The organism is Arthrobacter sp. FW306-06-A (assembly GCF_021870055.1).
Taxonomy (GTDB): Bacteria; Actinomycetota; Actinomycetes; order Actinomycetales; family Micrococcaceae; genus Arthrobacter.
The window spans coordinates 16,942-29,363 of record NZ_CP084554.1; the positions used below are offsets into that span (position 1 = coordinate 16,942).

Genomic DNA, 12,422 nt, shown 5'->3' on the forward strand with positions numbered 1-12,422 from the left:
AAGAGCATGAGCGAAGCAGACGGAATGGACGAAGCAGTAGACGGTGCAATGCGCACCGGGCTAATGGTCGCCGCACGCATCGGCGAGCAACTGGCTCGAATGCGGGAAGAAGAACAACGCACCATCGCCGCCGCCGAGGAACAACGCGCACGCCAGCTTCAGGAGCGCTTTGACGCCCAACGCGCAGGCGCGCGCGCCCAGCTCGCACCCACTGCCAGGGATGACTGGTGGGACAAAGCCACCCCCCAAATGATCGAACAAGCCCACCAGACAGCTACCGCCTGGAAGGCATACGACCCCGAAGCGGCCCAGGCATCCGACCACATCCGCGGTCAGGTACAGGCACGGTACGGCATCGACATCAACAACACAGGCGCGGATGAAGCGTCCGTTTCCGCCGCCCTCACCCGGGCACAGCAAGCACGTACCGAAACCGACAACGAACGGACCAAAGCCTCAGCTGCACGCACCGATGAAGCGGTGGCCGGAGCCGCGGTGGCTGGCGCCAACGGGCAGGACAAGGCAGCACAAAAGACACAGGACGAACCGGGTTACGACTCCCCGGAGCGGCGCCAGCAACTTGAAGAGAGCCTTGAAGGCAAAGGCGACCGCGAAGCCGTCAACTCCCGTCTCCTGGCCGACAAACACCAGGGCACGCCGCCGACGGCAGCCGTGGCTCAAAAGCCGTCTCTCGCCAAAACCTCGAAGATGACCAAACCGGGCGGCAAGGAAAAGACACTGGAACGGGGTGGGCTCGAACGCTAGGACTTCTGTTTCCCAGCGCTCCTCGTCCATTGAGTTGGCCCCGGGATGCCTACTCGAAATACTGATTTCGTGGTGGTGGTCGGACTCCATCAACACGGCGGTCAGTGTGGCGTCAGGCGTCGTCGTTCCCGGCTTCCGCGTTCGGAGGAGAGGTCGTGGCTGTTGGAGAGTTTCGGGCAGCGTGGAGACGCTGGCCCGCGACAAGAACGGCCCAATGGAAGGGGAGTTGGGGAGTCAGGTCGTACGGCTGCTCGAGGACGTCATCGATCGACGTTTGGCCTGCCAGCAGGGGCGCAGCCGCCGCCGTGCTCTCCATGCGTCCTCTCGACATGCCTTCACGGTAGCGGGTGACGGACGGGGCGGGTCCAGCTGACACGCAGGCCGGCGGCTCAGCGACATGGCCCGCCGTGAGGCGGCGGCTGTTGTTACGAGGGCGGGGGAGGGGGACACGTTTCATCGGTTGCCATGGAGTAGATGATTTTGGCCTTGTCTGTGAGTTCATCAATATCTTCCAAAGTGATGTTGATGGCCGTGGAGCGGTTCTTCAGGATGAGTACGGCTTCCCTGCCTGGCCACAGCAGATGATCAGTGAAGGTCGAAAACGAGCGCCCGCTGGCGGTGCCGTATCTCAGAATCTCCTGCGGATCCGTGGTGCGCTGGCCAAGGACAAGTTCCACGTCCACGTCGCCGAGAGGATCCACCGCTGTATCGAGGTAGCTGCCGAAGATCCTCAAGCGCTGCACGAAGCAGGGTTTGGTCGGATCGGCGTTGTACGCTTTGGCCCGCTCGATTAGTTCCGCGACCAGCCGGTCCGCTGTCTTGCGGGTGATCGGTTTCCCGAAGCTGGCCATGGCGAGGGCATTGCCGAGCGTTGTTGATCTCCACCACCGTTGGCTGCCGTGGGAGTACTCGGCCCGCTCGATGTACCCCGCGTCTTCAAAGCCCAGAAGGGTCGAATGCGGGCCGGACGCGCCAAGAGACGAGAGCAGGAACAAGGCCCACTCCTCATCGAAGTCTGCGAACCTGATCCGGCGCAGGAACTCCCTGGCTGCCGGGGCCGGCAAGCCCGCGATGACGTCAGTCGTCACGAGCCTCATGCGGATACCGACGCCTTAGCCGCGCGGTCGGGATGGGGAGCGGCCCCTGACCAAGATTGCACCTTGTCCATCCAGCAGATGCTATCGCGGTAGCTAATAAATACGACGGGCGGAAGACAACGGATAGGGCGTCCGGGACCATGCAGTAACGCGGCGACGGAACGGCCGTGGTGCGTGTCATTCTTGGGATATGGCACGAACCTGGTTATCGGTGACGGTGGAACTACTCGGTGGGCGTGGTCAGGAGCTATGGCCGTGGCCCGGGCGTATCTTCGCGGTCGGACCCTCACACACCTTCCTGAATCTCGCCGATGCCATCAACGATGCCTTCGCCCGGTGGGACCGCTCGCACCTGTCACTGTTCACCTTGGCCGACGGCCGGGTCATCACTGATGAAGAGACGGGAGCCGAGATGACCGGATCGATCCGCGGGCCGATCATCGCACCAACTGACATTGCTGCTGCCAAGGTCGTCCGGACGCTGGAGCCGGGGGCAGAGTTTCAGTTCACGTTCGACCTCGGTGACGCCTGGATACACCGGTGCGTGGTCGGGGAGGTGAAGGTCGACCCGCTGGAGGTATTGGGCGTCCGCCCTGATCTTCCTCTGCCGTACTGGGGCTGGGGCAGCATCCCCGACCAGTACGGGCGCCGATGGGCTACCGACGACAGGGAGAGCCGGGCGCCGGAAAAACCGGGCCAGCCGCATCCGATGCTGCTGCACGCCTGGCCCGCATCAGTGCAGATACCGGCGCTCGACCTCTCCGAGCTGCGTGAAGCCATCGCGGCGGAAGATGCGGCCCGCTTCCTCGCAGCGGTGACGGGACGGGACATTGATGACGCGCTCCAACAGGTGGGCGCCGGCATACCGATGGCGCTGGAGCGCAGTCGCCAGGAGGCCGAGCCGGTGGCACTGTCGGTCATCAACCGGCTGACGTGGCGCGGCGGCGATGGTGACCAGGTGCTGGCCGAGGACCTGCTGGCCGGTCTGCGCCGCGTGCCGCTGACAGGCCGGCTGGTGCCGGTAGACCTCGAGATGCTCAGCATGGTGCTGGAAGGGGATCCCGACCTGTCGACCGGCGGATACCTCGACCTGCGCACCGGGCAGGTGTACGACGAGACCGCCACTGACCCGATGATGGTCGGGGAGGACGCCGCCATCGACGTTGAGGAGGAACCGGACCGCTGGCTTCGGCTCAACCGCGCCGGTTCGCGGGACGGCTGGCAGGACATGGAGGCCTTCGCCGAGCGGCAGCACGATGCGGCCCTCCGGGAGCGGCTGGAGCGGGCGATCGGAGGCAAAGGCGCCTTCAGCCGGTTCCGCGACCTCGTCTACAGCGAGAACCTGGCCGAACAGTGGCACACCTTCTCCACCGACCGGCAGATGGGCCGTGCCCGCGAGTTCCTCGCTGACAATGGCATCCGCGTTGGCTAATGGCTAACGAGCCGGCCCGATCAGCGCCAGCGGAAGACCTCATCACCCGCCACATGCACGATCCAGGCGGCGGCATATTGCTCTGGCGATGGGCGCTACGACTGCACGAATGCCGTCCGCGGCAGAAAGCGGCACACTAACATCTTTCGGTCCTCTGAGATGGGAACAGCGGCGCAGTGGTGTACGTTGCTGTCTCGTCAGAAGAACCGCGCAGTAAACGTCAGAAATGAGAATCACCTAAAGTGGCAGCCGATTACGACGAAGTCCGTTCCGACGTCAAGGAATCCCAGGACCGTTCCCTGGAGGCTTTGCAGTCTGCGAATGCCCCGGATGCCCGCAGCGTCGTCACTGAACTGGACGAAGCGGACGCACTCGATGAGGGCCTGACCCCCGGGGGAGAAATCGTTGCCGAGGAACTCATCGTTCAGGTCATTCCCCAGGCCGCGGACGAGTTCACCTGCCACTCCTGTTTCCTCGTCCGGCACCGGTCCCAACTCGCCCGCGAAAGCAACGGCCACTCGTACTGCAGTGAATGCGAGGGGTAGGGCACCCATTCCTCAAGACGCAGTGACCGGGGTGGTTCATCATGGATTTTTGGCCCTGATGTGAGGAGTTGGTTGTTGCCGGTCAGGCTGCCTGGGTAGCCGTTGCTGCCAGGACCGCGGTCTCAGGGGCGAGGATGCTCAGCCTGTAGTCGGACTGGAGCGGATCGACGCAGGCCGGCAGATGGTTGGACCTCGAGCAGGCCCGGAGTTCTTCCAGCGCATCGGGCTCGATCCGGGCCCGGGTCATATCAAGCTCCAGGGCCATGCCCGCGGTGAGCGAGTTGGCGCGCTTCATCACTGCATACAGGCCGTGCACACTTTTAGATGTCACATGACCCTGCGCGGCAACCTGAGCCTTTGCACAGTCGAGGTCCACCCGGACCAGCACCCGAAGCTTGTCTGCCATCACGAACATTCTCTCCGCTCTATGGTGGGCGCCACGACGCTGTGGCGACCCCGAATAACCATAGACCAAATGTGATGCACGCAACACCAGTGGAGGAACCTGTTCCACCAAGGAGCGGGGCCAGCCTCTTTGGGCGGCTGTTTGATCAGCGCCTGCCCGGGCCTGGTTGAGTTTTGGGATTTTCCCACGCGTGAAAAGCATCCTCAGGCTTCCATCCGGCCGCTGAACCACGGAACCAAGGATTCTGTCAGGACAACCCGAGGACTCGCTGAAGCCAGGGTGCACGGCATGGGACAAGCTTCGAGCCCGGTCCCTGACTTTATTGCAAAATACCTACTTTATTACAAATCAATAAAGTCAAGTAAATCTTGTAAGATTCGTGGCATGGATCCAGTGAACAACCCCTACACTCCGAACGCCGGCGCGACACCGGAGATAGTCATCGGCCGTGACGATCTCCTTGAGGACTTCCGGATCCTCCTGCGGCGGCTCGACAAGGGCCGCACCAATCAGTCCATGATCGTCACCGGCCTTCGCGGTGTGGGCAAAACCGTATTGCTGGGGGAATTCCGTCAGATAGCCGAAGAGTTCAGATGGAAGGTGCTGGAGCTCGAGGCCAGCAAACACGATGACGACCACTTCCGCAGGACGATCTACTCGCAGCTGCGGGCGGCGCTCTACCAGATTTCACCACGGGCCAAGTGGGGAGACAAAGCACGGAGGGCTGCCCAGGTCCTGCAGTCCTTCAGCCTTTCCATCGATCCTTCCTCGGGTATCCCGACCCTGTCACTCGATGTCGACGCCGCCGAAGGATTCGCCGATCACGGCAGTCTTACCCTGGACCTGACGGACGTCCTGGTGTCGATCGGCGAAGCCGCCAGGGAACATGGAACAGGCCTGGTACTGCTGTTCGACGAGGTCCAGTTCCTGAGCCAATCACAACTCGAAGCCGTCATCCAAGCGATCCACAAATCGGTGCAGAGAAAACTCCCGGTCACGTTCGTCGGTGCAGGGTTGCCCCAGATCGCCGAGCTTGCCGGCGACGCAAAATCCTACGCCGAGCGGCTCTTCAAGTTCCCGAAACTCGGCTCCCTGGATTTCGAAGATGCCAAGAAGGCACTGGCCGAGCCGGCGCACATCGAAGACGTGCACTTCGAGGACGATGCACTGGTCAGGGCGTTCGACCTCACGGAAGGCTACCCGTACTTCGTGCAGGAACTGGGGTACCAGGTGTGGGCAGTCGCGGACGGCGACACCATCACCCTGGAAGATGTTGAGGATGCCAAGGACGCCTACGAGGCAAAACTTGATTCCTCGTTCTTCCGCGTCCGGCTTGACAGGGCCACCCAGCTGCAGATCGCCTACATGCGCGCGATGGCACAGCTGGGCCCCGAATCCCAAAAGGCTGCCGACGTCGCCGCTGTCATGGGACGTGAGTCCACGCAGCTGGCCCCCACGCGATCCGAGCTGATCAACATGGGCCTGCTCTATACGCCCGCCCACGGCTACGCGGGCTTCACCGTGCCGCACTTTGACCGGTTCATGCTGCGGGCCGTGCCATATCTCGACGTCCCCCCGGTCCAAAAGCGCCGCGCCAAGTCCAAAAAAGCCGGGTGATCGGATGCGCGGGGCCGGCAAGGGTCTGCAGTTTGCGTCCTCTGCAGCCTGTTGAACGACCGGCGAATTCCAGGAAGAACGAACCCGGAAATGCTACTCTTAAAGAGGAGCTATTTGTCCTGTCAAACCGACAACCTTACATAATCTGCATTATCGGCTCTTGGAAAACAGGCGTGTTCGACGTTGTCGGCGGCGCCCTGCGCGTCCTCCGCTGACCTGTTATGACTCTGGGGCCCGGGGATCAAAGGATGCCCGGGCCCCGGCCACACTGAAGGAACAGCATGACCCGCAAACCACAACTTCTCCTGCTCGCCGGTCTGCTCGTTGCGGCCCTGGCCGTGGTTGCCGCTGTCGGTCTGCAGAACCCTGCGGGACCCACCCAGGTTTCCGCGGCTGAAAGCGTTCCGATGGCCGCCGCCGCAAAGACATCCTTCCCTGGACTTGCGGCCGCCACCGAAGATGAACCGGACTTGACTGGTCTCCACACCACTGCCCCGATCAAAGGCCAGATCGTCCAGGTCGCCGGGCCGTTTGATGACAGATTCGTCTTGAAAGACCTGGCCTTCGACGGATCAGCAGCTATGGGTACGGTCACGGTAACCAATGACGTCAGCGATCTTCTTGAGCTGCAGGTGCTGGCAGGGTTCTACGACGAAAAAGGCGCCCTCCTCGTCACGGACCGAATTATCCGTGACATGCGCAGCGAAGGTCAGAACCATCCCCGGTCCGCGGAGGAACGTGAAGAGTTCATCATCCGGGTACCTCCGGAATTTCAAGGCAAAGCAGTGTCCGCCGCTGTCGGAGTTCCCGTCCTGGTGAACGAATAGCCCTCAACGTGAGGCGTGGAGTGCTGGGAGGCTAGCCGAAAGTATTGAAGTGCAGCCACGATTCTGTCCCTTGTCCTGTCAGCCCGTCCGTTCGTACCGGGCCATAAACATTCTCCAAACCACAGACCGCTCCGGTTGCAGGAATGGATGACGCCGCAGTGCGGCCGACAGGGCTAAGCTCAGATTTACTGTTCACCGCCGTTGTAGGAACGGCGGTCAGTCGTCTATAGGCGCGGCTTCGGCGCCATCTGTTGGGCTGCCGCCGAGGACGCGTAATGGCTGGCGATTTCCGGGGGTCCTTGTTCTCGGGTGTTGCCTGTTTCGTCGCCGCAGCCACCGTTCTATGGTGGTCATTGCCTGGGTGGCGGCGGCCCAGTAAAGGATGCCTGCCGCCAGGGAAACGAGGACCGCCAGTGCCTTGTACTCCGGATCAACAAGCGGGTACACCAGCCAGTGGGTGACGTAAATGTATAGCGAGGCGCTGGCCAGCAGGGCCGCGAGTCGGTGCAGCCCGCGCGGGACGGCCAGGGTGGGCAGCCAGAGCAGGATGAGGAAGCCCACCAGGATGGTTGTACTCCGGTACTGATCCTCGAACGATTGGGGGATGGTGAGCAGGGCGATGGCGGTCACGGCTGCCCGCTGCCATTGTGTCCGTGACGCGGCGGCGGCCCAGCCGAGCCCGAACAGCCACAGGACTGGCCCCTGCCCCGGATACCGGCTGTCCACAAGGTCGAAGAGCATCGGCAGGTCAATGACTACTAATGCCAGGGGGAACGCCCATGGCCACCGGCGCTGGGCGCGGGCAACGGCGGGTATCGCCAGCAGGGCGGCGATGACCAGCAGGATCTGGACCAGGATCTCGATGAACCAGAACCTTGAATAGTCGGTCCATCCTGGCGGGCCCAGCAGGTTGTTCAGCAGGAAGACGTTGGCCCAGGCATAGGTATCGGTTACGGCAAAGGCGAAGCCGATGACCGCAACGCTGGGCACGACAATCCGGGCAATGCTGCGCAGTTGCCGCCGGAGCCGGGAACGGCGGGTACCGCTTAGCTGGAAGCGCGCAAAGTTATAGCCGGCGACGGCGATGAGTACGTGGGCGGTCCCTTCCCAGTGGAAGAAACCGATGTGCGTGGAGACGATAAAGATGATGGCAATAGCGCGAAGCACAATTCCGGTTTCCATGGGGGCAAGCAACCGCCGATGCCAGCTCCGGGAAGTTCGTGCAGCTCCCCCCGTCCGCTGGTCTGAGTGCTCATCCGTATCTACGGCCGACGTGTTTGGTGCGTTATGGGCGGCAGGCACAAGTTCACAGACCGGGATCAGGTGCCAGCCCTGCGGGATGTATCCGAGGGCACGCTCCAGCCGGACCGACGCCGCCACGTAGGACAGCGAGTCACCGCCCAGGGAAACAAACGTGTCCGAGTCGGCGATGTTTTCCTGTTCGAGGACCTCCGCGAAGATCCTTCGCGCGTCGGTCGGGTGTCCTGCCGTTTCCGGGGCAGCACCGCCGGTGCCGTCATTGTCATCATTCCTGGACGCCAGGGCCAGGACCGCCGGGTAGTCCGGTTTGCCGTTGGCGAGGCGCGGTATGGACTCCACGCCATGAAGCTGGACTGCTGAACGGGGCAGGCCCAAATCCTGGGCAAGTGTCTTGGCCACCAGGGCAAGATCTTGGCTGCCCTCCACGACGGCGACCACTGCCTGGTCCGATCCTGCTGCCGCGGCGGTCAGGCCGAGACCGGCCAGCAGCCGTTCCACCTGGCCCAGGTCCACCCGCAGGCCAACGATTTTGACGAAGCGGGTCCGCCGGCCAACGATTTCGTAGAGGCCATTGGCTCCGCAACGGGCCAGGTCGCCCGTGTGAAGCTCTGTAGTGACCCGTCCCAAGGCCAGGTCTTCCGGCCGTTCGGCGTACCCCAGCATGACGTTGGGACCTGAATAAACGAGTTCGGCGGCTTCCAGGTCGGGGACGGGCTCCAGCCGGAAGGAGCCGCCGGGCACGGCCACGCCGATGGATTGCGGGTACTCGGCTGCCAGGTCAGGGGGCAGGTAGGCCATGCGGGCCGTGGCCTCGGTCTGGCCATACATGACAAAGAGGTCCCAGCCCTGCCGCCGGCCCATGTCTGCGTAGGAACGCACTCGGTCCGGATCGAGCCGCCCGCCGGCCTGGGTGATGTAGCGCAGGCTGGGCAGATCCATGTCCTCAAAGCCCACCCGTTCAAGGAGCTCGAACGTGTAGGGCACGGCGGCGAAGGATGTGACGTTTTCGGCTCTGGCCAGTTCCCAGAAACACGGGTCCACCACTGAGAGGTCGGTCAGCGCGAGGGACGCGCCCACCAGAAGGTGACTGTTCACCACGCTCATCCCGTAGCAGTAGGACAGGGGAAGGGTGGTGGCCGCAGTATCGGTGGGGCGCAGGTGCAGGTAATCGGCTATGGCTGAGGCATTTGCCTGCAAGGACCCTGCGGACAGGCGCACAAGTTTGGGTGATCCAGTGGATCCGGAAGTACTCAGCAGCAGCGCCAGCTCCGGGTGCAGTTCATGGTGCGTTTCGTCCCGACGCACATCCAGGACCACCTCACCCCGGCACGCGCGGACCACAGTATCGGGATCGTACACGGCAACGAGTGTCTCGGCTGCCGTCCCGCCGCCTGCGGGCAGGATTAGCAACGGGTTGCCGGAGGACAGGGCCGCCAGGTAGGCCACCAGGGACGGCAGGGAATTCTCAGCCTCAAGGGCAATGAGCCGGCGGCCTGGCCCGAAGGCCCGGCCCATATCCTCAACACGGCGCGCAAGTTCCCCGTAGCTCACGGATTGGTCTTTGGTCGTGATGGCGGGACGGTCTCCGAAGCCGGCCAGTTTGGCGGCGAACGAGACTCCTGCCAGTTCCGGCTGTACAGTCACGCCTGAACTGTAAAGGATAGCCTTACCTAACACAAATGGAGTTGGGCTGAGCTTGCGCTTCCCCGTGGTGTCCCGATGACCCCGGCGTCCTTCGGTATGCCGCACTTTAGCAAAGGCAACATTAAGTCGGTCCCACACCGACAGCATCCCACTGCCAGCCCCGGAGAGGACCAGCCCGCGGTTAGGAAATTCACTTCGTGGGCGCAGGGCCGATTGTGCTGATGGCAGGGAAGAGGACTGCACATCCCGCGGTTACGCTGGACGGGTGCTCCGACGTTTCCCGCGCCCCATCCCAGACCGGCCACCGCTGCTACAGCGCCTGTCGTTTATCGGCTATCCAGCCGCGTCAGGATATTTGAAGGATTCCAACTCCCGGCGGTTGCGGCCATGACCTACCGGTTCCTCCTGACGAGGCGCTGGCTGGGGTTTCTGATCCTTGCCGCTGTAGTTGCGGCCGCCTGTGCCGGACTCAGCAAATGGCAGATGGATCGCCGCAATCAGGCGGTGACTGAGATCCGGCGCGTCCAGCAAAACTACGAAAAATCCCCTGTGCCGTTCGAGCAGGTGAAGCAGTATTTCTCCGTGGCTGACCCGGACATGAAATGGACAACAGTGTCGCTGGCTGGTCACTATCTGGTGCAGGACCAGCGGATTGTCAGGAACAGGCCAAACAATTCCGCGCCCGGTTATGAGGTTCTTGTTCCCTTTCGGCTCCGCTCCGGCGAGACCGTGGTCGTGAACCGGGGATGGCTGCCAATTGGCAACGTGAAGCCGGGGTACCCGGATGCTGTCCCGTCCCCGCCGGCGGGAAACGTTGAGGTGGTGGTCCGGATCAAACCGTCCGAACAGACGCTGGATGGCAGGACCGCGCCCGAGGGCCAATTGCCAAGCATCGCCCTGCCCGACTATGCCCGGCAGCTGGAGTACCCGCTGTTGACCGGAAGCTATGGACTGATGGCCTCCGAATCCCCCGCTCCGGACGTAGCGCCTGAACAGCTCGCCATGCCCGCTGTTCAGGAAGGATCGAATCTGTCCTATGCGATGCAGTGGCTGACCTTTGGAATACTTGCCTTCGTGGGTTTCGGATACACGGCCCGGCAGCAGGCCCGCATCTCCCGGGAGGAATGCGAAGACCAGACGCAGGGTGACCCGCAGGACCCGGCCCCGAAAATTCGACTCGAAGAAAAGGCCCGCAAGCGCAACACGTCGGACGACGAAGAGGACGCTTTGCTGGACCGGATGGGTCTCTGAAGGATTCCATGCGTGATGCCAGGGCGGGCCGGAACCGAGACTTTTACATTGATACATTCCTAAATGTACTCTGGGGTTATGGAAACGCTCACGAACGCTCCGGTTCTGGCACGGTTTGGGTATGCGGTCTCGGATCCGACCAGGGCCAAGGTTTTGCTGGCCTTGGCTGAGGGGCCCGGGTACCCGTCCGAACTTGCCGAATCCCTCGGTGTTTCGCGGCAGAGCATGTCCAATCACCTGGCCTGCCTGCGTGGCTGCGGTTTGGTGGTGGCCGTTCCGGATGGCCGGCGGACCCGTTATGAGCTCGCTGATGCCCGGCTGGGGCACGCGATCAGGGATCTTCTGGGTGTGGTGCTGGCCGTTGATCCGGCCTGCTGCGCTGCTGACGGGACGTGCGTGGCATGAGCGGGGCACTCCTCCTCACTGCGGATACGGGACGCCGTGCAGTATTGAGCCGCCGGATCCGTTTTTTTGCGGCCGCGACCATCACGTATAACGTCGTCGAAGCCGTCGTCGCGCTTTGGGCCGGCAACCTGGCGGACTCCTCTGCGCTCATCGGCTTTGGTCTGGATTCGGTGATCGAGGTGGCATCGGCGGTTGCTCTGTCCTGGCAGTTCTCCGCACAGGACCCGGCACGGCGCGAACACGTGACGCTGCGGATCATCGCGGTGTCCTTTTTCGCCCTGGCCCTGTTCGTTACCGTGGATTCGGTCCGTTCTCTGGCCGGCGGCGGTGAGGCGCAGCACTCCACGGCGGGCATCGTGATCGCCGCGCTGTCCCTGGCGATCATGCCGGTCCTGTCCTGGCTGCAGCGCCGCGCGGGCCGGGAATTGGGCTCCCGCACGGCTGTCGCTGATTCCAAACAGACCCTGTTGTGCACCTATCTTTCGGCTGTTCTGCTGGTGGGCTTGGTGTTGAACAGCACCCTGGGCTGGTGGTGGGCAGATGCAGGGGCGGCCTTGGTCATCGCCGCGATCGCCGTCCGGGAAGGCATCAACGCCTGGAAGGGCGATGTCTGCTGTGCGGTCCCGCACAGCACCGCCGAGCACGGCGAGGCCACTGAGGACGCCTGCTGCGCACCTGCCGGACCGGACAAGGGCTCCGAACACGACGCCGGCGCCCCCCTCCCCCACCCCGGCAGTTCTCCCGTCGCTGCGGCGGCACCGCGCTGCGAGGGCTGCGGAACAGCGGCTGCACCGCAACCGGAACCCCTCAGCCTTGCCCTGCCGCTGGCACCCCGGGGCGAGTAAGGCATGTCCTACGAAGTGCGCACCATACCTGGCTGCCCCAACTCCGGACCTGCACTGGAGCTCTTCAGGCACGTCCTGCACGCCGAGGGCCTTGACCCTGAACTGGTGACTGTTCGTGAGATCAGCTCCGAATCCGAGGCCGCCGAGATGCTGTTCCGCGGCTCCCCGTCATTCACGGCCGGAGGGAAGGACCTGTTTCCTTCCACGGCAGACGCCGGATTAAGCTGCCGGCTCTATCCCGCGGGCACCGGTCTTTCCGGGCTGCCTTCCGCTGAATCTTTGCGGGCCGCGGTGCGCGGCACCGCCGCATCGAGCACGTGAGCGTACT

The 12,422-nt window shown here is 63.3% G+C and carries 13 protein-coding genes; 9 read left to right on the forward strand and 4 right to left on the reverse strand.

Going from position 1 to position 12,422, the window contains the following annotated elements; all coding sequences use genetic code 11:
• Positions 1 to 6: 6 nt before the first annotated feature.
• Positions 7 to 765 (forward strand): hypothetical protein, encoded by a 759-nt coding sequence (locus LFT49_RS21870; protein ID WP_237430685.1) that lies wholly within the window; start codon positions 7 to 9, stop codon positions 763 to 765.
• Positions 766 to 877: 112 nt separating this feature from the next.
• On the opposite strand, the gene LFT49_RS21875 is transcribed toward LFT49_RS21870, so the two are convergent.
• Both LFT49_RS21875 and LFT49_RS21880 read right to left on the reverse strand, forming a co-directional pair.
• A complete protein-coding gene (locus LFT49_RS21875) occupies positions 878 to 1,096 on the reverse strand; it encodes a hypothetical protein (protein ID WP_237430686.1) in 219 nt (72 codons plus the stop codon).
• Between the two features lie 94 nt (positions 1,097 to 1,190).
• The gene (locus LFT49_RS21880) at positions 1,191 to 1,862 is read right to left on the reverse strand and encodes a hypothetical protein (RefSeq protein WP_237430687.1); all 672 of its coding nucleotides are present in this window, start codon (positions 1,860 to 1,862) and stop codon (positions 1,191 to 1,193) included.
• 190 nt (positions 1,863 to 2,052) lie between these two features.
• Between LFT49_RS21880 and LFT49_RS21885 the strand changes: the two genes are divergently transcribed.
• Both LFT49_RS21885 and LFT49_RS21890 read left to right on the forward strand, forming a co-directional pair.
• Complete coding sequence (locus tag LFT49_RS21885) at positions 2,053 to 3,294, forward strand: UPF0158 family protein (protein ID WP_237430688.1); 1,242 nt, start codon at positions 2,053 to 2,055, stop codon at positions 3,292 to 3,294.
• Between the two features lie 242 nt (positions 3,295 to 3,536).
• The gene (locus LFT49_RS21890; protein ID WP_237430689.1) at positions 3,537 to 3,839 is read left to right on the forward strand and encodes a DUF4193 domain-containing protein; all 303 of its coding nucleotides are present in this window, start codon (positions 3,537 to 3,539) and stop codon (positions 3,837 to 3,839) included.
• 82 nt (positions 3,840 to 3,921) lie between these two features.
• On the opposite strand, the gene LFT49_RS21895 is transcribed toward LFT49_RS21890, so the two are convergent.
• The gene (locus tag LFT49_RS21895) at positions 3,922 to 4,245 is read right to left on the reverse strand and encodes a hypothetical protein (protein ID WP_237430690.1); all 324 of its coding nucleotides are present in this window, start codon (positions 4,243 to 4,245) and stop codon (positions 3,922 to 3,924) included.
• A gap of 384 nt (positions 4,246 to 4,629) precedes the next feature.
• Between LFT49_RS21895 and LFT49_RS21900 the strand changes: the two genes are divergently transcribed.
• A complete protein-coding gene (locus LFT49_RS21900) occupies positions 4,630 to 5,862 on the forward strand; it encodes an ATP-binding protein (RefSeq protein ID WP_237430691.1) in 1,233 nt (410 codons plus the stop codon).
• Positions 5,863 to 6,143: 281 nt separating this feature from the next.
• Positions 6,144 to 6,689, forward strand: coding sequence for a hypothetical protein (locus tag LFT49_RS21905; protein ID WP_237430692.1), 546 nt, complete (start codon positions 6,144 to 6,146; stop codon positions 6,687 to 6,689).
• A 216-nt stretch (positions 6,690 to 6,905) separates the two neighbouring features.
• Here the strand turns inward: LFT49_RS21905 and LFT49_RS21910 are convergent, their stop codons facing one another.
• Entirely contained in the window at positions 6,906 to 9,593 is a 2,688-nt protein-coding gene (locus LFT49_RS21910; RefSeq protein ID WP_237430693.1) for an AMP-binding protein, read from the reverse strand.
• A gap of 387 nt (positions 9,594 to 9,980) precedes the next feature.
• Between LFT49_RS21910 and LFT49_RS21915 the strand changes: the two genes are divergently transcribed.
• From LFT49_RS21915 to LFT49_RS21930, 4 genes are all read left to right on the forward strand, one after another.
• Positions 9,981 to 10,844 carry an SURF1 family cytochrome oxidase biogenesis protein gene (locus tag LFT49_RS21915; RefSeq protein WP_237430694.1) on the forward strand — a complete coding sequence of 288 codons (864 nt, stop codon included), beginning with the start codon at positions 9,981 to 9,983 and terminating at the stop codon, positions 10,842 to 10,844.
• 78 nt (positions 10,845 to 10,922) lie between these two features.
• Positions 10,923 to 11,249, forward strand: coding sequence for an ArsR/SmtB family transcription factor (locus LFT49_RS21920; protein WP_237430695.1), 327 nt, complete (start codon positions 10,923 to 10,925; stop codon positions 11,247 to 11,249).
• On the forward strand, positions 11,246 to 12,094 hold the full coding sequence (locus LFT49_RS21925) for a cation diffusion facilitator family transporter (RefSeq protein ID WP_237430696.1): 849 nt from the start codon (positions 11,246 to 11,248) through the stop codon (positions 12,092 to 12,094). Before LFT49_RS21920 ends, LFT49_RS21925 begins: the two co-directional genes overlap by 4 nt.
• Before the next feature lie 15 nt (positions 12,095 to 12,109).
• Positions 12,110 to 12,415, forward strand: a complete 306-nt coding sequence (locus LFT49_RS21930; RefSeq protein WP_237430697.1) for a hypothetical protein — start codon at positions 12,110 to 12,112, stop codon at positions 12,413 to 12,415.
• Positions 12,416 to 12,422 lie beyond the last annotated feature (7 nt).

Excerpts from the sequence above, each read along its gene's own strand:
- LFT49_RS21900 (WP_237430691.1), top strand. The coding sequence starts at position 4,630 with ATGGATCCAGTGAACAACCCCTACACTCCGAACGCCGGCGCGACACCG.
- LFT49_RS21915 (WP_237430694.1), top strand. The coding sequence starts at position 9,981 with ATGACCTACCGGTTCCTCCTGACGAGGCGCTGGCTGGGGTTTCTGATC.
- LFT49_RS21895 (WP_237430690.1), bottom strand. The coding sequence starts at position 4,245 with ATGGCAGACAAGCTTCGGGTGCTGGTCCGGGTGGACCTCGACTGTGCA.
- LFT49_RS21920 (WP_237430695.1), top strand. The coding sequence starts at position 10,923 with ATGGAAACGCTCACGAACGCTCCGGTTCTGGCACGGTTTGGGTATGCG.
- LFT49_RS21905 (WP_237430692.1), top strand. The coding sequence starts at position 6,144 with ATGACCCGCAAACCACAACTTCTCCTGCTCGCCGGTCTGCTCGTTGCG.
- LFT49_RS21885 (WP_237430688.1), top strand. The coding sequence starts at position 2,053 with ATGGCACGAACCTGGTTATCGGTGACGGTGGAACTACTCGGTGGGCGT.
- LFT49_RS21875 (WP_237430686.1), bottom strand. The coding sequence starts at position 1,096 with ATGTCGAGAGGACGCATGGAGAGCACGGCGGCGGCTGCGCCCCTGCTG.
- LFT49_RS21925 (WP_237430696.1), top strand. The coding sequence starts at position 11,246 with ATGAGCGGGGCACTCCTCCTCACTGCGGATACGGGACGCCGTGCAGTA.
- LFT49_RS21870 (WP_237430685.1), top strand. The coding sequence starts at position 7 with ATGAGCGAAGCAGACGGAATGGACGAAGCAGTAGACGGTGCAATGCGC.
- LFT49_RS21880 (WP_237430687.1), bottom strand. The coding sequence starts at position 1,862 with ATGAGGCTCGTGACGACTGACGTCATCGCGGGCTTGCCGGCCCCGGCA.